Annotated in this window: 20 protein-coding genes and 1 tRNA gene; 16 read left to right on the plus strand and 5 right to left on the minus strand. The window is 71.5% G+C overall.

Features of this window, described 5'->3' with window-relative positions:
* Nucleotides 1-103 precede the first annotated feature (103 nt).
* A complete protein-coding gene (locus CIK81_RS02670; RefSeq protein ID WP_114355351.1) occupies nucleotides 104-1,600 on the plus strand; it encodes an FAD-dependent oxidoreductase in 1,497 nt (498 codons plus the stop codon).
* Here the strand turns inward: CIK81_RS02670 and CIK81_RS18450 are convergent.
* Nucleotides 1,591-1,794, minus strand: coding sequence for a hypothetical protein (locus CIK81_RS18450; RefSeq protein ID WP_241963899.1), 204 nt, complete (start codon nucleotides 1,792-1,794; stop codon nucleotides 1,591-1,593). The two genes, CIK81_RS02670 and CIK81_RS18450, sit on opposite strands and share 10 nt — an antisense overlap.
* Nucleotides 1,791-2,657 carry a hypothetical protein gene (locus tag CIK81_RS02675; protein ID WP_241963900.1) on the minus strand — a complete coding sequence of 289 codons (867 nt, stop codon included), beginning with the start codon at nucleotides 2,655-2,657 and terminating at the stop codon, nucleotides 1,791-1,793. The genes CIK81_RS18450 and CIK81_RS02675 overlap by 4 nt, the downstream gene beginning before the upstream one ends.
* 195 nt (nucleotides 2,658-2,852) lie before the next feature.
* Here CIK81_RS02675 and CIK81_RS02680 point away from each other — a divergent pair, with 195 nt between their 5' ends.
* Nucleotides 2,853-5,072 (plus strand): catalase, encoded by a 2,220-nt coding sequence (locus CIK81_RS02680; RefSeq protein ID WP_096166562.1) that lies wholly within the window; start codon nucleotides 2,853-2,855, stop codon nucleotides 5,070-5,072.
* 13 nt (nucleotides 5,073-5,085) lie between these two features.
* Here CIK81_RS02680 and CIK81_RS02685 read toward each other — a convergent pair whose 3' ends face one another.
* Nucleotides 5,086-6,417: an APC family permease gene (locus CIK81_RS02685; RefSeq protein ID WP_096166590.1), complete on the minus strand. Its 1,332-nt coding sequence runs from the start codon at nucleotides 6,415-6,417 to the stop codon at nucleotides 5,086-5,088.
* Between the two features lie 179 nt (nucleotides 6,418-6,596).
* Between CIK81_RS02685 and CIK81_RS02690 the strand changes: the two genes are divergently transcribed.
* The 5 genes from CIK81_RS02690 to CIK81_RS02710 are packed head-to-tail and all read left to right on the plus strand — an operon-like array spanning nucleotide 6,597 to nucleotide 10,622.
* Nucleotides 6,597-7,643 carry an iron-siderophore ABC transporter substrate-binding protein gene (locus CIK81_RS02690; protein ID WP_096166563.1) on the plus strand — a complete coding sequence of 349 codons (1,047 nt, stop codon included), beginning with the start codon at nucleotides 6,597-6,599 and terminating at the stop codon, nucleotides 7,641-7,643.
* A gap of 1 nt (nucleotide 7,644) precedes the next feature.
* Nucleotides 7,645-8,634 (plus strand): iron ABC transporter permease, encoded by a 990-nt coding sequence (locus CIK81_RS02695; RefSeq protein WP_114355352.1) that lies wholly within the window; start codon nucleotides 7,645-7,647, stop codon nucleotides 8,632-8,634.
* Nucleotides 8,631-9,617: an iron chelate uptake ABC transporter family permease subunit gene (locus CIK81_RS02700; protein ID WP_114355353.1), complete on the plus strand. Its 987-nt coding sequence runs from the start codon at nucleotides 8,631-8,633 to the stop codon at nucleotides 9,615-9,617. Before CIK81_RS02695 ends, CIK81_RS02700 begins: the two co-directional genes overlap by 4 nt.
* Nucleotides 9,614-10,414, plus strand: a complete 801-nt coding sequence (locus CIK81_RS02705) for an ABC transporter ATP-binding protein (protein ID WP_241963901.1) — start codon at nucleotides 9,614-9,616, stop codon at nucleotides 10,412-10,414. Before CIK81_RS02700 ends, CIK81_RS02705 begins: the two co-directional genes overlap by 4 nt.
* Before the next feature lie 13 nt (nucleotides 10,415-10,427).
* Complete coding sequence (locus tag CIK81_RS02710) at nucleotides 10,428-10,622, plus strand: hypothetical protein (RefSeq protein WP_096166567.1); 195 nt, start codon at nucleotides 10,428-10,430, stop codon at nucleotides 10,620-10,622.
* On the opposite strand, the gene CIK81_RS02715 is transcribed toward CIK81_RS02710, so the two are convergent.
* On the minus strand, nucleotides 10,597-12,582 hold the full coding sequence (locus CIK81_RS02715; RefSeq protein ID WP_096166568.1) for a S9 family peptidase: 1,986 nt from the start codon (nucleotides 12,580-12,582) through the stop codon (nucleotides 10,597-10,599). The two genes, CIK81_RS02710 and CIK81_RS02715, sit on opposite strands and share 26 nt — an antisense overlap.
* Before the next feature lie 197 nt (nucleotides 12,583-12,779).
* Between CIK81_RS02715 and rpsF the strand changes: the two genes are divergently transcribed.
* From rpsF to CIK81_RS02760, 9 genes are all read left to right on the plus strand, one after another.
* On the plus strand, nucleotides 12,780-13,070 hold the full coding sequence (gene rpsF / locus CIK81_RS02720) for a 30S ribosomal protein S6 (protein WP_096166569.1): 291 nt from the start codon (nucleotides 12,780-12,782) through the stop codon (nucleotides 13,068-13,070).
* 56 nt (nucleotides 13,071-13,126) lie between these two features.
* Nucleotides 13,127-13,675 carry a single-stranded DNA-binding protein gene (locus tag CIK81_RS02725; protein WP_096166570.1) on the plus strand — a complete coding sequence of 183 codons (549 nt, stop codon included), beginning with the start codon at nucleotides 13,127-13,129 and terminating at the stop codon, nucleotides 13,673-13,675.
* Nucleotides 13,676-13,738: 63 nt separating this feature from the next.
* Nucleotides 13,739-13,975, plus strand: a complete 237-nt coding sequence (gene rpsR, locus CIK81_RS02730; protein WP_096166571.1) for a 30S ribosomal protein S18 — start codon at nucleotides 13,739-13,741, stop codon at nucleotides 13,973-13,975.
* Nucleotides 13,976-13,992: 17 nt separating this feature from the next.
* On the plus strand, nucleotides 13,993-14,463 hold the full coding sequence (gene rplI, locus CIK81_RS02735) for a 50S ribosomal protein L9 (protein ID WP_096166572.1): 471 nt from the start codon (nucleotides 13,993-13,995) through the stop codon (nucleotides 14,461-14,463).
* An 84-nt stretch (nucleotides 14,464-14,547) separates the two neighbouring features.
* Complete coding sequence (locus tag CIK81_RS02740; protein WP_096197554.1) at nucleotides 14,548-14,832, plus strand: hypothetical protein; 285 nt, start codon at nucleotides 14,548-14,550, stop codon at nucleotides 14,830-14,832.
* A 40-nt stretch (nucleotides 14,833-14,872) separates the two neighbouring features.
* Nucleotides 14,873-16,315, plus strand: coding sequence for an amino acid permease (locus CIK81_RS02745; RefSeq protein ID WP_241963902.1), 1,443 nt, complete (start codon nucleotides 14,873-14,875; stop codon nucleotides 16,313-16,315).
* Nucleotides 16,316-16,433: 118 nt separating this feature from the next.
* Nucleotides 16,434-16,517: transfer RNA gene (locus CIK81_RS02750), tRNA-Leu, on the plus strand.
* 90 nt (nucleotides 16,518-16,607) lie between these two features.
* The gene (locus tag CIK81_RS02755) at nucleotides 16,608-17,720 is read left to right on the plus strand and encodes a magnesium and cobalt transport protein CorA (RefSeq protein WP_114329197.1); all 1,113 of its coding nucleotides are present in this window, start codon (nucleotides 16,608-16,610) and stop codon (nucleotides 17,718-17,720) included.
* Nucleotides 17,721-17,760: 40 nt separating this feature from the next.
* The gene (locus tag CIK81_RS02760; protein ID WP_096166575.1) at nucleotides 17,761-18,588 is read left to right on the plus strand and encodes an alpha/beta hydrolase; all 828 of its coding nucleotides are present in this window, start codon (nucleotides 17,761-17,763) and stop codon (nucleotides 18,586-18,588) included.
* A gap of 3 nt (nucleotides 18,589-18,591) precedes the next feature.
* Here CIK81_RS02760 and CIK81_RS02765 read toward each other — a convergent pair whose 3' ends face one another.
* Nucleotides 18,592-19,968: an NAD-dependent succinate-semialdehyde dehydrogenase gene (locus tag CIK81_RS02765; protein ID WP_114312271.1), complete on the minus strand. Its 1,377-nt coding sequence runs from the start codon at nucleotides 19,966-19,968 to the stop codon at nucleotides 18,592-18,594.
* Between the last annotated feature and the right edge of the window lie 16 nt (nucleotides 19,969-19,984).

Below are 19,984 nucleotides of genomic sequence, written 5' to 3' on the forward strand. Positions count from 1 at the left end.
TCGGTCCATCCGAAGCGTCTGCCGCTGCCTGATCGTCCCGCTCCCTAGAGTGGGCAGCGGGCCCGCCCCCGGCCCATCCGACGATGGATGGAGAGCAGCTGCCATGACCTCACTCTGGCTCGACGCCCATGACCCCTCGCGCATCCCGGTCTCCGACCTGCCGGTGGGCGTCTCGTACGACGTGGCCGTCGCCGGCGGCGGTCTCACCGGCCTCGCCACGGCGGTGGCCGTGGCCCGCTCCGGGAAGCGCGTGATCCTCCTGGAGGCGCGCAGCGTGGGCGCGGTCGCCACCGGGAACACCACCGCGAAGCTGACCGTGCTCCAGGGGACGCGGCTGTCCACGATCCGTCGGCGGCATTCGCTCGAGGTCGCCGGGGCATATCTCGCCGCGAACCGCGACGCCCAGGACTGGGTGCTCGAGCTGTGCGCACGGCACGCGGTCCCGGTCCAGCGCCGGGCCGCCTACAGCTACGCCACCACGGCCCCCGGTGCCCAGAGCCTGCGCAGCGAACTGGAGACGGCGCGTGCGCTCGGCCTCGATGCGCGCTGGGAGGACACGACGGAGCTGCCGTTCCCGATCACGGGTGCGGTGGCGCTCGAGGGCCAGGCCCAGTTCGATCCGATGGAGGTGCTCGGCGCGCTCGCCGCGGAACTGCACAGCCTGGGCGGGATCATCGTCGAGGGCGCTCGTCTCACGGGCGCGAACCGTCGTGGCCCGCTGACGCTGACCACCACCGTTGGTGAGGTGCGTACTGATCGTCTCGTCCTCGCCACCGGCAGTCCGGTCCTGGATCGCGGTGGGCAGCCGCTGAGAATGGTGCCGCACCGCTCGTACGCGCTCGCCTACCGGGTGCCGGCGGCGGGCTGGGTGCCCCGCGGCATGCACGTCTCGGTCGACGGCCCCGTCCGCAGTCTCCGCTCGGCCCCGCAGGGTGACGAGGAGCTGCTGCTGGTGGGCGGCAACGACCACGTCACCGGGCGCACCGAGTCGCCGCGCGCGCAGCTCGCGGACCTGCACGACTGGGCGCTCGAGCTCGCACCAGGAGCTGAGCGCACCCACTCCTGGGCGGCCCAGGACTACGAGCCCGCCGGCGAGCTCCCCCTGATCGGAGCGCTTCCGGGCAGTGAGGGGACGATCCTCGCCGCCACCGGCTATGCCAAGTGGGGGATGACGAACGCCGTCGTCGCCGCACTGGCGATCGCCGGATCGCTCGACGATCGCGCCCCCGGATGGTTCGCGACCCTGCATGCTGCGAGCGGGGGCCTCGGGTCCCTCGCCCAGGAGGCGACGATGGGCGCGCAGGTGGGAAAGGAGCTCCTGAAGGGCTGGACGGGCGCGGAGCTGCATGCGCTGCCCGAGCAGGCACCGCCGGAGGGGCAGGGCGTCGTCGGCCGGGCGCAGGGCAGGCCGGTGGCCGTGTCCACCGTGGAGGGACGCACCTGCGCCGTCTCGGGAGTCTGCCCGCATCTGGGAGGTGTGCTGCGCTGGAACGATGCGGAGCGGTCCTGGGACTGCCCGCTGCACGGATCGCGCTTCGCGCCGGACGGCACGCTCCTCGAGGGCCCCGCGGTGACGGGGCTCGGTCCCGTTCAGCCCTGAGCGTCGCGGGAGGGGCGGCGCAGGCTCTCCCTGCTGCCATGGGTGAGCTGGCGCAGGTCGGTGGAGTCGTCGAAGCTCGCACCGAGCCCGCCGGCGACCACGCCGAGGGCGGCGCTCAGCCAGGCGATGTCGACATAACGGGCGAAGGTGGCCGGCTCGCCGAGGACCCCGCTCATGAAGTCCGGGTCGATCACCACCAGGCTCCCCCGAGGATCAGCACCACGAGAGCGATGTAGAGGGAGAGCACGCAGAGGAAGAGCGTGAGCACGGTGGAGAGGTTGTAGTACAGCAGGACGGTCGTCGCATCGTCCCGCATCGGGCGCTCCCACAACCGGTTCCCCACGATCAGCCACAGCACCATCGAGGTCATCGCCAGCAGCCCGATCAGGAGCAGCCGTGGCGTCGAGAGCGCGGCGGACATCTGCCAGATGGAGTTGTAGAAGATGCCGAAGGCTCCGGTGGCCGACGCCGCAGCCAGGGCGCTGGACAGCTTCGGGGCGGCGCGCCACGGAGCATTGGTGGAGACCATCCCGAGGACCGTGCGGATCGACCCGATCACGGCGCTGGAGCGGAGATGCGCACCGTGACGGTCGGACGTCCCGCTCCACCGGCTCCAGCGCAGGGAGTAGCGGGCCCGGTCCTGCTCGGTCAGCGCATCCCCCCGCTGCATCACGCACGCCATGAAGACGGTCACCAGGCGCTCGCGCCCGGAGAGCACCCCGATGGTGGGCAGGGAGAGCGTGGCCACCTCCCGGTCCGGCAGCAGCTCCGCGATCAGCGCCCGCTTGTCGGCACGGCGCGGCATCTCGGTGAGCAGCAGCGTCATGTCCACATGCTCGTAGTCGCCTCGCACGGCGTCCACGGGGGCCAGCGCGAGGGTGTTGGAGTCGCTGATGCCGAGGAACTGGGTGCGCACATGGACCGTGGCGGCGCCGAAGACGGCGGCCAGCTCCTCCTCGAAGCGGCCCTGGGCCGCCCGGGCGCGATCGACGCACTGACCAGGATCGGCCAGCACGAGCACGGTGAATCCGACGTCCTGCGGGGGTCGCTCGTCCATCGTCGCTCCTGGATCAGGGGGTGCGGGACGCCGTCAGCGTAGAGCGGCGAGCACGGCACGTCACCCGGACGGACCGGTCGGTACCCACGGGTCCCTGGAGGTCAGCGCCCGGCGGCTTCCCGGCCGACGAGGACGGGCCTACGGTGAGGTGAGTCACGGACGATCCACCCGACCTCCTTCAGGAGTGAGCACGCCATGGTCCCCACGAAGAAGACCCCCACCCCGGCACCCGGCAGGCCGAGCAGTCGGCCGCCCTCGCTCGAGGAGCCCACCGAGCCGAGGGGACCGCTGCCGCCGAAGCCCGATCAGGAGGCCGCCCAGCCCCGCACCCCCACGGGAGCCGAGCCGAGCCCGGAACGCAGGACCACCGCCCAGCAGGGCGAGTTCCTGACCACGTCCCAGGGCGCGCGGCTGCGGGACACGGACCACTCGCTGAAGGCGGGCCGACGCGGCCCCGTGCTCCTGCAGGACCATCATCTGCGCGAGAAGATCACGCACTTCGACCACGAGCGGATCCCGGAGCGCGTGGTCCACGCCCGCGGCGCGGCGGCGCATGGCGTGTTCGAGGGCTACGGCACGGCGGAGTCCGTCTGCCGCGCGGGCTTCCTCGCGAAGGGGAAGCGCACCGAGGTCTTCACGCGCTTCTCGACGGTCGTCGGCTCCCGCGGCTCGATGGACACCGCCCGCGACACCCGCGGCTTCGCGACCAAGTTCTACACCGACGAGGGCACCTTCGACCTGGTCGCGAACAACATCCCGGTGTTCTTCATCCAGGACGGCATCAAGTTCCCCGACGTGGTGCATGCGGCGAAGCCCCACCCGGATCGCGAGATCCCCCAGGCCCAGAGCGCCCATGACACCTTCTGGGACTTCGTCTCCCTGCACACTGAGGCGCAGCATCACACCCTGTGGTTCATGGGCGACCGCGGCATCCCGCGCTCCTTCCGGATGATGGAGGGATTCGGGATCCACACCTTCCGGCTCTCCAACGCCGAGGGGGAGAACTCGCTGGTGAAGTTCCATTGGAAGCCGACGCTCGGCGTGCATTCGCTGACCTGGGAGGAAGCCCAGCTCCTGGGCGGCGCCGACCCCGACTTCCATCGACGAGACCTCTCCGACGCGATCGAGGCCGGTGCGCATCCCAGCTGGGAGCTGGGCATCCAGGTGTTCCCGGACAACGAGGAGCAGAGCTTCGAGGGGATCGATCTGCTGGATCCCACCAAGTTCGTGCCCGAGGAGCTCGCCCCGGTGCAGCCCATCGGGCGGCTCACCCTGAACCGCAACCCCAGCAACTACTTCGCCGAGACCGAGCAGGTCGCCTTCAACCCCGGCCATCTCGTGCCCGGCATCGACGTCACGGACGACCCGCTGCTGCAGGTGCGGCTGTTCTCCTACGTGGACACCCAGCTGACTCGGCTGGGCGGGCCGAACTTCGCTCAGCTGCCGATCAATCGGGCCCACGCCCCGGTCAACGACATGCTGCGGGACGGCTACGGGCAGCAGGCCGACCCTGCGGGCGTGGCCCCCTACCGCCCGAACTCGCTGGACGGCGGCTGCCCGTTCCTGGCGGGCGAGAGGGACGGCGCGTTCGAGGATCTGCCCGTGCGGGTGCCGGAGGGCGTGAAGGAGCGGGAACTCTCCGCGACGTTCGAGGACCACTTCAGCCAGGCGCGTCTGTTCTGGCGCAGCATGACCCTCGTGGAGAAGGACCACATCGTCGACGCCTACTCCTTCGAGCTGGGCAAGTGCTACGAGAACACCATCCGTGAGCGGCAGCTGCAGTGCCTGGCGAACATCGACGAGGAGCTGTGCACGCGGGTCGCCGCCGCGCTCGGGATGCCCGCCCCGGGACCGACGGTCCCGGCGGACGACGGGTCCGACGGCGGGGTGGCCACCAGCGCGCCGCTCTCGCAGCTGCGCGGCAGCTGGCCCACCGACGGTCGGATGATCGGCATCGTCGTGGACCCGGAGGGAGATAACTCCGGGCTGCTCGACCTGCACGAGGCCGTGGTCGCGGCCTCCATGACCCCCGTCGTGATCGCGCCGCGCGGCGGCGAGGTGGCGGGCGTGCCCGTGGGCCGCACCTTCGGGACCGCCGCCTCGGTGGAGTTCGACGCCCTGCTGCTGGCGGGCACTCCGCTGACGGCGCCGGATTCACGGCCCTCGGTCGATCCGAAGGCCGGAGCTCCCGGCTCCGGGGACGTCGAACCGCGGGTGGGGAAGCTGATCGACGAATGCTGGCGCCATGCCAAGGCGATCGGCGCCTGGGGCGAGGGCCGCGCGGCGCTGGAGGCGCGCACCGCTCCCGGCGGCGCCGGAATCGTGGTCGGCGAGGACGGGCAGACGGTCCTCGGCGAGATCCAGTCCCTGCTGGAGAGCCACCGCGTCTGGGAGCGGTTCCCGGCCGGAACCTGACGCTCTCGGGTCCTCAGGCCCTGCCCGCCGCCCGTCGGCGCCATCCCGCGATGACCGCCAGCAGCGCGCCGACGGCGAGGATCGGCAGGCCCAGGCGCCACACCGTGCCCTCGACCTGCGTCATCAGCAGGAGGCACGAGGCCAGTCCGCCGATCGGCAGCACCGTCGGCACGCGGAAGTGCCGCTGCTCGACCTCGTCCCGTCGGAGCACCAGCACTGCGGCGTTCACCGCCAGGAACACCACCAGGAGCAGCAGCACCATGGTGCTGGCCAGCACGTCGATCGTGCCGGTGAGGGCGAGCAGGAACGACAGCGCCGCCGTGACGAGGATCGCGACCCACGGCGTGCGACGTCGCGGCAGGATCCGGGTGAGCACCTGCGGCAGCAGTCCGTCCTGCGCCATCCCGTAGGCGAGGCGGGAGGACATGATCCCGGTCAGCAGGGCGCCGTTGGAGACCGCGACCAGGGCGATCACGCTGAACACGACGGGCGGGACCAGCCCGGCGGCGGAGACGACCTGCAGCAGCGGCGCGGAGGATTCGGCGAGCTCCGCTGTGGGGACGACAGCAGCGGCCGCGGCGCCCACGAGTGCGTACACGACCCCGGCCACCAGCAGGGCCCCGAACAGCGCCCGCGGATAGGAGCGCGAGGGATCCTTCGTCTCCTCGGCGATGTTCACGCTGGTCTCGAAGCCGACGTAGGAGTAGAAGGCGAGGATGCTGCCGGCGAGCACGGCGGCCACGGGCCCGTTCTCGGGCGTGCCGAGCTCGGTGAGCCGGCTGAGGTCGCCGTCCCCGCGGCCCACGACGATCGCCCCGAGCACGATCACCAGCAGCAGACCGCCCACCTCGATCAGGGTCGCGACCCGGTTCGCCCCGAGCGATTCGGAGATCCCGCGGGCGTTGAGCAGGGCGAGCAGCGCGACGAACACGAGGACCACCAGGATCGTGGGCAGGGAGATGAACTCGGCGAGGTAGTCACCGGCGAACCCCAGGGAGAGCGCCCCCACCGAGACGATGCCGGCGGCCAGCATGCAGAAGCCCACCAGGAACCCGACCACGGGACCGAAGGCACGGGTCGCGTAGTGGGAGGAGCCGCCGGCCTTGGGGTACTTCGTGGCCAGCTCGGCGTAGGAGCCGGCGGTCAGCAGTGCCATCAGCAGCGCCACGAGCAGGGGCACCCAGACGGCGCCGCCGGCCAGCGCGGCGACCTCCCCGGCCAGCACGTAGACGCCCGCTCCGAGCACGTCACCGAGGATGAACAGGAACAATGCCGTGGTGGTGACGGTGCGGCGCAGTGTTGCCGTGCCGGCCGAGGAGCTGTCGGAGCTGTCGGTGCTGGTCATGGCGCTCACCATAGAGTTCCCGCCCGCGCGCTGCCGGACCGATCGGTTGCCCTCGCGGCAGGATCGCGCCGACGGACGAGCGCTGTTATCCGGATCACCGTCGGCCCGTGGGGCCTCCCGCGAGTGAATTACGTGAGGTTAGTCTTCCCTAAGTCGACCCGCCTTTCGCCAGGAGAGCCATGCCCGTCACCGCCCGCTTCACCCGCCGCGCCTGGATCACCGGGGCCCTCGCCGCGCCGCTCGCGCTCGCCGCCTGCAGCGGTGGGGCCGACGGCGCCGGATCGTCCGCCTCCGACGGGGAGGGCACCGGGGACTTCACCCCGGTCACCATCGAGCATGCCCTGGGCACCGCCGAGATCACCGAGAAGCCGCAGCGCATCGTGACCCTCGGCCAGGGCTCCGCGGAGACCGCGATCGCGCTCGGCATCATCCCCGTCGGCGTCGAGGAGTACCCGTGGGGCGCCGACGACAGCGGGTACCTGCCCTGGATCCACGAGGCCGTCACCGAGGCCGGCGGCGAACTGCCCGAGCAGTTCACGGGCGCCACCGAGCTCGATGTCGAAGCGGTCCTCGCGCTCGAGCCCGACGTGATCCTCGCGCCGTGGTCCGGCGTGACCCAGGAGCAGTTCGACATCCTCACCGACATCGCCCCCACCGTCGCCTACGCCGAGCAGCCCTGGGTCATCACCTGGGAGGAGCAGATCACCACGATCGGCAAGGCGCTCGGAGAGGACGACGCCGCGAAGGGCCTGATCGACGAGATCCACGAGACGTTCGAGAAGTCCGCGCAGCCCGGCTACGCGGACCACACCTTCTCCTTCGTCTACAACTCCGGGCCCGGCACCCTGGGCGTCTTCTACCAGGACGAGCAGCGCGTCGCGATGGTGCGCGCCCTCGGGCTCACCGTCGACCCCGTGAACCAGGAGCTCGGCGAATGGGACGTGCCCGGCACCGACTCGGCGATGATCGGCCTGGAGAACGCCGACAAGCTCTCCGACTCCGACCTCATCTTCACCTTCTACTCCGACGAGAAGAACCGCGAGGAGACCGAGGCGCAGGACCTGTACGCCGCGATCCCCGCCGTCGAGCACGGCGCGATCGTCGCGCCGACGGACCAGTCATTCGTCACCGGCTCCTCGATCATCAACCCGCTGACCGTGCCGTGGGCGCTCGAGCGCTACATCCCGATGATCGACGACGCGATCACGAAGGTCCCCGCCAGCTGAGATGAGGCGCCTCCCACCCTGGGCCGCCCTGGTCATCGTCTCGGCGGTCCTCCTCCTGGCCTGCCTCGCGAGCATCGCGCTGGGCAGTCGGGAGATCGACCTCGCCGGGCTGTGGCAGGTGGTGCGCGGCCGCGAGGACGAGCACCTGCGCCAGGTCATCGCCGCCCGCGAGGCCCGCACGGCGCTCGGCGCGGTCGTCGGCGCGGCGCTGGCCGCCTCGGGCATGCTCATCCAGGGCGTCACCCGCAACCCGCTCGGCGAGCCCGGACTGCTGGGCGTCACCTCGGGGGCCTCGGCCGCCGTCGTCACCGCGACCGCCTTCCTCGGCTTCTCCGGCGGCGCGGCCACGGTCTGGGTCGCCCTGCCCGGTGCTCTGCTCGCCGTGCTCGTCGTCTATCTGCTGGGCCGCCCCGCGGGGTCGCACTCGGTGGTGCCGCTGATCCTCGCCGGCGCGGTGATCTCGGCCGTGCTCTACGCCTACATCCAGGCCATGATCCTCACCCGTCCCGACGTGTTCGACTCCTTCCGCCACTGGGTGGTGGGCTCGCTCGCCGGTGCCTCCTACGCCACCCTCGGCGCGGTCGCTCCGGCGCTCGTGCTGGGCGTCGTGCTCGCGGCCGTCGTGGCGCCGGGTCTGAACACCCTGGCCCTCGGGGACGACGTCGCCACCGCGCTGGGCACCCCCGTCGCGCTGCTGCGGGCCACGACGATCCTCGCCGCGACCCTGCTCGCCGCCGGGGCGACGGCCGCCGTCGGCCCTCTGGCCTTCGTGGGCCTCGCCGTCCCCCACCTGGTGCGCGCCCTGGTGGGCGGCGATCATCGCTGGCAGCTGCCGATCGCCCTCGTGCTGGGGGCCGCGCTGCTGCTGGGGTCCGACGTGCTGGCCCGCGTGATCGCCCGCCCGCAGGAGCTCATGGTCGGGGTGATCACCGCGTTCATCGGCGCCCCGTTCCTGCTGTGGGCCGTGCGCCGCGGGAAGGTCACCGCATGAGCGCCCGCTCCCTGACCCTCGGCGCCCTGCTGCTGGCAGCGATCATCGCCGGCAGCCTCGCCACCCTCGCCTGGGGCGAGCTCGGCGTGGGCGTGCCGGACCTGCTCGCGGCCGCCCGCGGTGAGGCCAGCACCACGGCGACCTTCGTGCTCGAGCGGCTGCGCGGGCCCCGCCTGCTGGTGGGCATCGGGGCCGGCCTCGCCTTCGGCCTGGCCGGAGCGCTGTTCCAGACGGTCACCCGCAACCCGCTGGGCAGCCCGGACGTGATCGGCCTCGGCGCGGGCGCGGGGGCCGGGGTGGCGCTCGCGACCCTGCTCCTTCCCGGGCTCGTCCCCGCCCCGGTCGGCGCGATGGTCGGTGCGGGCGTAGCGATCGGCCTCGTGCACCTGTCCACCGGGCTCGGCTTCGCCTCCCCGGCGCGGGTGATCATCACCGGGATCGGGGTCGCGGCGATGGCCACCGCGGTCACCCAGTACGTGGTCGCCGTGGCGCTGCGCGATTCCTCGACCCAGCTCGCCGGCTACCTGGTGGGCACGCTGAACTCCCGCAGCCTGGGCCAGGCCGCCGTGATCGGCGGCTGCCTGCTGGTGCTCGCCCCCGCCGTCGCGCTGCTCTCCCCCGACCTGCGCATGATGGACCTCGGCGACCAGCTCGCCGAGGCCCTGGGGGGCAGCGCGATCCGCACCCGCACCTGGGCGATCGTGCTGTCGGTGCTGCTGGCCGCCGCCGGCGTGGCCGTGGCCGGCCCGATCGCCTTCGTGGCGCTCTCCGCCCCGCACATCGCCCGCCGGATGGTCGGCGCCCCCGGCCCCCATCTGGTGCTGTCGGCCCTGGTCGGAGCGCTGATCATGGTCCTCGCCGATTTTGCCGTGCAGCACGTCGGCCCGCTCGAGAACCTTCCCGTCGGCGTCATCACCGCCGCCTTCGGCGGCGTCTACCTGGGATACCTGCTCGTCACCGCATGGAAGAAGGCCGACGCGTGAACACCTCCTCCCGCACCACCTCGTCGCTGCGCCTGGCCGACGCGACCGTCGCCTACGGCCAGCGCCCGGTGCTCGACGGATTCGACTTCACCGTGCCGAGCGGGCGGTTCACCGCCGTCGTCGGCCCCAACGGCTGCGGCAAGTCGACGATGCTGAAGTCCCTCGCCCGCACCCTGCGGCCCCGCGCCGGCGCGGCCCTGCTCGACGACAAACCGCTGGGCCGGTGGCGCTCCCGCGCCGTCGCGCAGCGCATCGCCCTGCTCCCGCAGGACCCCGTCGTGCCGGAGGGGATCACCGTGAAGGGGCTCGTGGCCCGCGGCCGCCACCCCTACCACTCGCCCTGGCGGCAGTGGCTCCCGGGTGACGACGAAGCGGTCTCGAAGGCCCTGTCGGCCACCGGCGTCGCGGATCTCGCCGAGCAGGGCGTCGAGGGGCTCTCGGGCGGCCAGCGCCAGCGGGTGTGGATCGCGATGATCCTCGCCCAGGACACGGAGTACGTGCTGCTGGACGAGCCCACGTCGTTCCTCGACGTGGGCCACCAGGTCGACGTGCTGCACCTGTGCCAGGACATGCGCGCGCAGGGGCGCACCGTCCTCGCCGTGCTGCACGACCTCAACCAGGCCGCGCGCTATGCGGACCAGCTGGTCGTGATGGACGGCGGACGGGTCGTCGCCGCCGGTCAACCGGCCGACGTGCTCACCGAGGAGCTGGTCGCGGAGGTGTTCGGCCTGGCCGCCGAGATCGCCGCGGACCCGCAGAGCGGCACGCCGATGGTGGTGCCCGTGCATCGTCGATGACACCATCGGAGCCATGCGATGCGAACAGTGCGGTGGCAAGATCCGAGGCAGGACCTACACGTCGGTGACCGGGCGCAAGCTGTGCCAGCGCTGCGGGACCCGCTTGCAGGGCCGCACCGCGGGCGCGGTCAACGGCAGCGGCATCTCGGGCCGCCGCGCGACCTCCGGCTGGTACGCCCGCGTCAGGAAGGCGATGGGGAAGCGCTGAACACCCGGCCCCACCACTCCAGCACGGCCTCGAAGCGCTCCGTGCGATGGCGGGGCCGCCCCGAGCGCGTCAGCTCATGGTCCTCGCCGGGGAAGAGCAACATCTCGGCCTCGACCCCGGCGCGTCGCAGCGCCGTGTAGTACCGCGTCCCCTGTTCGAGCGGGCAGCGGTGGTCCTCCTCGGCGTGGATCACCAGCGTGGGCGTGCACACCTGCGCCGCGACCTCGAAGGCGCTCCGGCGGGCGATGTCCTCGGCGGAGGCGCCGATGTACTCGTCCCCGAAGTAGCTGCCGATGTCGCTGGTGCCCTGGAAGCTCAGCGGATCCAGGAACCCGCGCTCCACGATCGCCCCGCGGAAGCGGTGGTCGTGCGCGATGAGCCATGCGGTGAGGTACCCGCCGTAGGAGCCGCCCATGATGCCCAGGCGCTCCGGATCCAGTCGTGGATCGGCCGCCAGGGCGCCCTCGAGCAGATCGATCACGTCGTCCGCGTCGACCGTGCCGAAGCCGCGGCGCACCGCCCGGCCGTGCGCCCTGCCGTATCCGGCCGAGCCGCGCGGGTTGCCGTGGACCACCGCGTATCCCGCCTCGACCAGCACCTGCACCTCGTCGAACACGCCCACGCCGTAGGCGGCATGGGGGCCGCCGTGGATCATCAGGAGCGTCGGGAAGGGGCCCACGCCCTCCGGCGCGGCGACCCAGCCGTGCACGGGATATCCGGACCGTCCCGTGAGCTCCAGCTCCTGCGGCGCCACGATCCCCGCCGCGCGCAGCTCCTCGCCCGTCTCCACCAGCACCGCCGTCCCGCCCTCCGGGCCGACGAGGAGCAGGGTCCCCGGCGACTCCGGCGTGGTGACGCTCGCGAGCACGCGACCGCCCGCCGCGCCGGCCGATTGCACCTCGACGTCCCCGCCGAGCACGACGGTCGCCCCGCCGTCCCGGTCGATCCGCAGCAGGTGCACCCGGCCCCGGCGCGGCGCCGTGACCAGCAGCTCGTCGCCGTCGGCCACGAGCGGAGCGGTGATCTCGAGGGACTCCGGGTCCGTCAGCCGGCGCGGCCCGTCCGCCTCCAGCAGCCACACGGCGATGTCGGGCGCGACGGCGTCCCGACCCCCGACCGGCTGCGAGGCGAGCAGCGCCGCCGTACCGTCCTCGAGCACGGCGACGTCGTGCACGCGCAGACCGTCCTCGCGGTGCAGCAGCACCGTCTCCGTCGTGCCGTCCAGCGGGACCGAGATCAGCTCCGTGCGCAGGTCACGGCGGTCCCGCTCATAGGCCTCGCGCACGACGAGCACGGACCGGCCGTCGGCCGGCACCGCGAGCGAGGAGTGCTCGGCGGGAGCGGCGGTGAGCCGTGCGGCCTGCGCGGGAGCCGACGGGATCGGGGCGAGCTCGCCGCCGGGATGGGGGGCCGCGGGATAGATCGGCTCCGTCCCGGGGGAGACGGCGTCGACCACGAACACCTGGGCGGGGCGGTCCGGCGCGTGGCCCAGGCCGTTGGCGTGCCAGCGCACGCCCGTGATCCGACGCGGCGACTCGGCCTCGGGGCCGAGCCCCTCGACGGTCCCGTAGCGACCGGGCTCCGGGTCGCGCGCGGTGAGCACCAGGCGTGCGGCGTCGGGCGTCCAGGCGAAGCCGGTCACGCCGAGCGGCAGATCGGTGAGCCGCATCGGCTCCCCGCCGCGGGCGTCGAGCAGGTGGAGCTGGCGGCGGCCCTCGTCGTCGGCGCGCAGGAAGGCGATCGTGGCGCCGTCCGGGGAGAGCACCGGGGCGGTGTCATGCAGCCCGCGGGTCAGCAGACGGGGCGCGGGGTCGCCCTCGAGCTCGATCCGCCACAGCTGCCCCACCTCCCGGTTCGCGCGCAGATCGGGCCGGGAGGCGGCGTGGACGGCGAAGGAGCCGTCGGGCGCGAGGGACGGGCGGGAGAGGGAGATCAGGTGGTCGATGTCGTGGGGCTGCACCCCTCGAACCTAGCGCGCACGGGGCCGCGGCTGTGATGCCTCGCGCACGTCGGGATCCTCTCTGGCCCTCGCAGGTCGCGCCGGGTAGTCTTGGCCGGTCCGTGACGTGCATCGCCGATGCCCGGAGCGGGCGGCATGAGCCCTCCTGCCACGGAGAGACCGTGGCCGTAGAGACCACAGGAGGTGGGTACCAGAACATGCGCAAGTACGAAATGGTCGTGATCCTCGACCCGTCCGTCGATGAGCGGACCATCACCACAACTTTCGAGAAGCTCGTCCAGGTCATCCCGGCCGAGGGCGGCACAATCGACAACGTCGACATCTGGGGCAAGCGGAAGTTCGCCTACGAGATCGACAAGAAGACCGAGGGCATCTACATCGTCCTCAACTTCACCGCGAAGGCCTCGACCTCCCAGGAGCTGGACCGTCAGCTCGGGCTCAACGAGTCCGTCATGCGTACGAAGGTCATGCGTCTCGACGCCAAGTGAGCTGCGCTCACTGATCCCCGCACCACACCTACCCCAATCGGAGCAGAGGAGCACCCATGGCGAATGACACCGTCATCACGGTGGTCGGCAACCTGACCGCGGATCCCGAGCTGCGCTTCACGCAGTCCGGCATCGCGGTCGCGTCGTTCACCATCGCGTCCACCCCCCGCACCTTCGACCGTCAGTCGAACGAGTGGAAGGACGGCGAGGCTCTGTTCCTGCGCTGCTCCATCTGGCGCGACGCCGCGGAGAACGTGGCCGAGTCGCTGGAGAAGGGATCCCGCGTCGTGGCGCAGGGTCGCCTCAAGCAGCGCTCCTTCACCGACCGTGAGGGCAACAACCGCACGAGCATCGAGCTGGACGTCGACGAGATCGGTCCGTCCCTCCGCTACGCCACCGCGAAGGCCAACAAGGTCCAGCGCGGAGGCGGCGGTGGCGGCCGCGGCGGCTTCGGCGGCGGTGCTCCGCAGGGCGGTGCCCCCCAGGGCGGCTTCGGCGGCCAGGGTGGTCAGGGTGGCTACAACAATGCGCCGCAGGGCGCTCCCAGCGCCGACCCGTGGGCCGGCGGCGGGAACCAGGGCGGATACGACGACCCGCCCTTCTGATCCACTGAAATCCTCCATCCCGGGTGCATGCCCGGGCTCCCCTCAGAAAGAAGGAGCACCACGATGGCCAAGCCTGTTCTTCGCAAGCCGAAGAAGAAGCAGAACCCGCTGAAGACCGCCGGTCTCGAGACCGTCGACTACAAGGACGCCGCGCTGCTGCGCAAGTTCGTGTCCGATCGCGGCAAGATCCGTGCACGTCGGGTCACCGGCGTCACCGTCCAGGAGCAGCGCAAGATCGCGAAGGCCGTGAAGAACGCCCGCGAGATCGCCCTCCTGCCGTACTCGACCTCCGGTCGCTGAGCGAGGAAGGGAATCACATGACCACCAAGCTCATCCTCACCAACGAGGTCTCCGGCCTCGGCGCGGCCGGCGACGTCGTCGACGTCAAGGACGGCTACGCCCGCAACTTCCTCATGCCCCGCGGTCTCGCGACCCCGTGGACCAAGGGCGGACAGCGTCAGCTCGACCAGATCCGCTCGGCCCGCGGCAAGCGCGCGATCGCCAGCGTCGAAGACGCCCAGTCCCTGAAGGCGACCCTCGAGTCGAAGCCCGTCGTCATCGCGGAGCGCGCCGGCCAGACCGGTCGCCTCTTCGGTGCGGTCTCCCCCAAGGAGATCGCCGTCGGCGTCAAGGACGCCTTCGACAAGGACATCGACCGTCGCACCGTCGAGTTCCCCACGCCCATCAAGGCGCTGGGCGAGCACAAGGCGACCGTGCGTCTGCACGACGAGATCTTCGCGAACCTCGTCGTCCAGGTCGTCGCCGCCAAGGGCGCCGTCAAGGCCTGACCGACGCACCTCGTCCGACGCCCCTGCACCGATCCGTCGGTGCAGGGGCGTCGTCGTCCCCCGGTCAGCGGGTAGATTCCTCGTATGTTCGGACGCGCAGCACAGCAGCAGAAGCAGATCGACCACCTCCAGGCGCAGGTGCGCGGGCTCGAGGCCCTCGTGGGCGAGCTCGCCGGCCGCGCCGGCGTGGGAGAGGCGGAGCTCCGGCAGCTGCGCGACCGGTCCGGACGCCAGATCCCCGCGGAGTGCCGTCGGCTGGTCGACGAGGGGAGGACCATCGAGGCGATCAAGGTGTACCGCGAGCACACCGGCGCCGGGCTCAAGGACGCCAAGGACGCGATCGACCGATACCGGGAGCGCGAGGGCTGAGAACTCCCGTCAGGGCACCGCTCCGGGCTACCCTCGTGCGGTGACCACTCCTTCCCCTGACTCCGCCCCCGCCGTCGAGCGCGGGATCGACGGGCACCTGGCCCGTTCCCTCGGCCACGGGCAGATGGCGATGATCGCCATGGGCTCGGCACTCGGGACCGGCCTGTTCCTCGGTTCCGGCGAGGCGATCGGATATGCCGGCCCGGCCGCGATCGTCTCCTTCGCGATCGGCTCGCTGATCGCCGCGACCATCGCCCTGTCGATGGGCGAGATGGCCTCCCGTCATCCCGTGCGCGGCGGGTTCGGCACCCTTGCCGCCCGGTACCTCTCGCCCTACTGGGGCTTCCTCACGCGCTGGCTGTACTGGATCGTCACCGTCGCCGTGACCGGCACCGAGCTGGTCGCCTGCGCGACCTATCTGGCCTACTGGTTCCCCGCCGTGCCGGTGTGGGCCGGCATCCTGGCGTTCGCCGCGATCATCGTCGGGATCAACCTCGCGAGCGTGGGCTCCTTCGGCGTCATCGAGTTCGCCCTGTCCTCGATCAAGGTGATCGCCGTGCTGGTGTTCATCCTGATCGGCGCGTTCCTGGTGTTCTTCGGCCTCCCCGAGCAGAGCGCACCGGGACTGTCGCTGCTCACCTCCGAGGGCGGGTTCCTGCCGATGGGCTGGTCCTCGGTGTGGATCGCGCTGTCGGTGGTCATGTTCTCCTTCGGCGGCATCGAGCTGCTGTCGATCACGGCCGCGGAGGCGAAGGACCCGGCACTCTCGATCCGCACCGCCGCCCGCACCACGATCGTGCGCCTGGCGTTCTTCTACGTGCTCAGCATCGGCATCGTCCTGGCGCTGGTGCCGTGGCGGGAGGCGTCGTCCACCGGCGAGGACGTGGCGACCTCGCCCTTCGTCATGGTGTTCGACCGCATCGGCATCCCCGGGGCCGCCTCGGTGACCAACCTGATCGTGCTGATCGCGGCGCTGTCGGCCGCCAACGCGAATCTCTATGCGGGCAGCCGGATCCTGCATTCCCTCGCCTCCGATCGGCTCGCCCCGCGCCTTGCGGCACGCACCTCCCGCCGGGGCGTCCCGGTGGTGGGCATCGCGGCGAGCACGGTGGGCATCGTCGGCGCGGCGGTGCTCGCCTTCAGCGGCGTGGGCGGGGTGTTCGGGTACATGATGAGCCTCGTGGTGTTCGCGGTGATCACCGTGTGGATGCTGATCCTGATCAGCTACATCGCCTTCCGTCGTGCCGGGGTACAGGGCGCGACCTTCCGCATGCCCGGCGGGATCGTCTCCGCGGGCGTCGGCGTCGTGGGCCTGCTCGCCGTGTTCGCCACGGTCTTCGTGCGCGAGAGCATGCAGATCGCGGCGATGGTGGGCATCCCCGCGGTGCTGGTGGCCACGATCCTGTACTTCACCGTGGCCCGACGGCGGATCGATCACTCCGACATCGACGCGGCCTTCGACGAGGCCGAGAGCATGCGCTGACACGTCCGAACGTGTCCTTCGTTACTGTGCGGCCCGTCGGCTTCCGGGCCGAGGTTCTCCGGGGGTAACCTAGGGGAACCTTCGGCCTCGACGCCTTGAGACTCGGTGCCGGAGATACGCGCAAGTGGCGGAATTGGTAGACGCGCACGGTTCAGGTCCGTGTGCCGGAGACGGCGTGGGGGTTCAAGTCCCCCCTTGCGCACCGCAGGGATTCCCCGGTTCACTCAGGTGGACCGGGGTTTTTCGTGCCCGGAGCCGGACCGCCCGACCGGTCCAGGAAGAAGGAGCTGCCATGCCCGCACGACGCCACGGCCTCCGCCGCGCCGAGAAGGCGCGTCGGCGGCAGGGAGAAGCCGACGCAGCGATGCGCGGCGCCGACGCCGCCCCGATGACGCGCTACGTCTCCGGCGGGGTGCCCGCGATGCCGCCGGAGGGTGACTCGATGGCCGACGCCCTGGCCTTCTCGCAGGCCGCCCCGGACCGCATGGTGATGTTCTTCTATCCGGAGCCGAGCCGTGAGGACGTGCTCGAGCTCGAGGAGGCCTGGGAGCTGCACCCGGTCCTGGTCGAGGATCTGCTCAACGCCCACCAGCGCCCCAAGCTCGAGCGTTATGGGGACGTGCTGTTCCTGGTGGTCCGCTCCGCGCGCTATCTCGACGCGGTCGAGGAGGTCGAGTTCGCGGAGTTCCACCTGCTCGTGCGCCCCGGCGCGGTGGCGCTGCTGTGCCAGGACGGCCGGTGGCTCGACGGCACCGACAAGCCGCTCCTGGACGATGACCACCCGCTCACCGCGACGCGGCGCGAGCGCGCCCTGCTGGGCGACCTCGAGCTGCTCGCTCTTGGCCCGGAGGCGGTCCTCTACCGGGTGCTCGACACCATCGTGGACGGCTACGGCCCGGTGCTGCGCGGGCTCACGCTCGACAAGGAGCAGATCGAGCGGCAGGTCTTCAGCGGGGATGCCGCCGTGGCCGAGCGGATCTACCGCCTGAGTCAGGAGGTCATCGACATGCAGCAGGTCGTCACCTCGCTGACCGACGTGATCGATGGGCTGCAGGAGGGGTTCGGGAAGTACGAGATCCCCGAGGAGCTGCAGGCCTACCTCGACGATGTCTCCGACCATCTGACCCGCGCCGCCTCGAAGGCCCGCGATCTGCGTGACGCCCTCTCCCAGATCCTGAACGTCAATGCGACGCTCGTCGCCCAGAGGCAGAACGAGGACATGAAGAAGATCTCCGGCTGGGCGGCGATCCTCTTCGCCCCCACGCTGGTCGGCGCGATCTACGGCATGAATTTCGACGACATGCCGGAGCTCCACTGGGCGCTGGGGTATCCGATGGCGATCGGCATGATGGTCGCAGTGGCCGTGCTGCTGTTCATCGTCTTCAAGCGCAGCAAGTGGATGTGAGCGCCGCGCAGGTCCGGGCGCGACCGGGCATGATGGGCTCATGAACACCGACGACCAGGCCACCGATCTCACCCTCACCGGCCACGGGGGCGCCCTCGTCGGCCGGGCCTGGACCATCGCCGAGCCGCGCTGGGTCGCGGTGCTCTCGCACGGGTACGGCGAGCACGTCGGGCGGTACGAGTGGGTCGCCGGCCGCCTGAACGAGGCCGGTGCAGCCGTCTACGCGGCTGACCACATGGGCCATGGCCGCAGCGACGGTCAGAGGGTGCTGATCAGCGACTTCGAACCGGTCGTGGAGGATCTCGACCTCGTGGTCCAGCATGCCATCGCGCAGCATCCGGGCCTGCCGGTCGTGCTGATCGGCCACTCCATGGGCGGCATGATCGCCGCTCGGTACACCCAGCTGCACGCCGATCGGCTGGCGGCGACGGTGCTCACCGGGCCCGTGCTCGGCTCCTGGATCACCGTGGACAGCCTGCTCGAGCTCGACGAGATCCCGGCGACCCCGATCGACCCCGGCACGCTCTCCCGCGACCCGGCCGTCGGCGCCGCCTATGCCGAGGACCCGCTGGTGTGGCACGGAGCGTTCCTCCGGCCCACCCTGGAGGGCCTGCAGCAGGCCATGCGCACGATCACCGCCGCCGGGAGCGTCGGCGAGCACCCGCTGCTGTACCTGCACGGGGAGGACGACCGCCTGGTCCCGCTCCCCGCCAGCTGGGAGGGCCTGCACGAGCTGCGCGGGCCGCGCACCTTCATGAAGACCTATCCCGATGCGCAGCACGAGATCCTGAACGAGACCAACCGCGACGAGGTCCTCGCCGATGTGATCGGCTTCGTGGACGGTGTGCTGAGCCTCCCCGCCGACTGACCCTCAGGCGGTCGCGGTGCGGCGCAGGCGGACGTTCACGAACTCGCCCATGCCCCACCGGCCGAGCTCACGGCCGTATCCGGAGCGCTTCACCCCGCCGAACGGCAGGCCCGCCTTCGTGGTGCCGTGCTCGTTGATGTAAGCCATCCCGACGTCCAGACGGTCGGCGACCTCCTGGGCGTGCTCGAGATCCCGGCCCCACACGGACCCGCTGAGGCCGAAGGGCACGTCGTTGGCGAGCTCCACCGCCTCGTCGACCGTGCCCGCAGCGTGGATCACCGCGACCGGGCCGAAGATCTCCTCGGCGTAGGCGTCCATGTCGGGGGTGACGCCGGTCAGCACCGCAGGGCTCATGAAGGCGCCCTCGCGATCCAGCGCCGCGCCCCCGGTGTGCAGGGTGGCTCCCTGCTCGACGGCGCGCTCGACCTGCTCGACGACGCCGTCCCGGGCACCGATCGAGGACAGCGGGCCGACGTCGACCTGCTCGTCGAGCGGGTCGCCGACGGTTGCGGCCTCGAAGATCTCGACGACGGTGCTCACGAACTCGTCCAGCCGATCCGACGGGACGATCATCCGCTTCGGCGAGTTGCATGCCTGCCCGGCGTTCGAGAGCCGCGCTGTCGCGACGGTGCGCGCGACCTGCTCGAGCTCCGCGTCCTCGAGGACGATCAGCGGGTCCGAGCCGCCGAGCTCGAGGACCGACTTCTTCAGGTGCTTCGCGGCGTTCTCCGCCACTGCGGCGCCGGCCTTCTCGCTGCCGGTGAGTGAGACGCCCCGCACCCGGGGGTCGGCGATCATGTCGGCGAGCTGGTCGTGCGAGACGAAGACGTTGAGGTAGGCGCCGTCGGGCACTCCCGCCTCATGCAGGATCGCGGCCATCATCTCGGAGGAGGCGGCGCAGATCCCCGCATGCTTGAGGACGATCGTGTTGCCCGCCATCAGGTTGGGGGCGACGAATCGGGCCACCTGGTAGTACGGGTAGTTCCAGGGCATCACGCCGACGAGGGGGCCGATCGGCTCGGTCTGCACGAGGGACTCCTGGGCGCCCTGAGGATCCAGCTGCTCGGGCGCGAGCAGCTCGGGGCCGTGCGTGGCGTACCAGCGGTAGATGGAGCCGGCCAGCGCGACCTCTCCGATCGACTGCTGCAGCGGCTTGCCCATCTCCGTCGCGATCAGCTCGGCGAGCTCCCTGCTCCGGGCGTCGTAGGCGTCGGCGACCCGCTCCAGCGCGGCTGCCCGCTCCTGCGCAGGGGTGGCGCGCCAGGAGGAGAAGGCGGCGTGCGAGCTGCTGAGAACGTTCTCGATGCCGGCGTCGTCCAGAGTGCCGAATTCCTTGTCGGTCCGTCCCGTGGTCGGGTTGGTCGTCGTGTATCCAGCCATCTCCTCACCGTTGCCG

This window comes from Brachybacterium sp. JB7 (assembly GCF_003335205.1).
In the GTDB taxonomy this organism is placed as follows: domain Bacteria; phylum Actinomycetota; class Actinomycetes; order Actinomycetales; family Dermabacteraceae; genus Brachybacterium; species Brachybacterium alimentarium.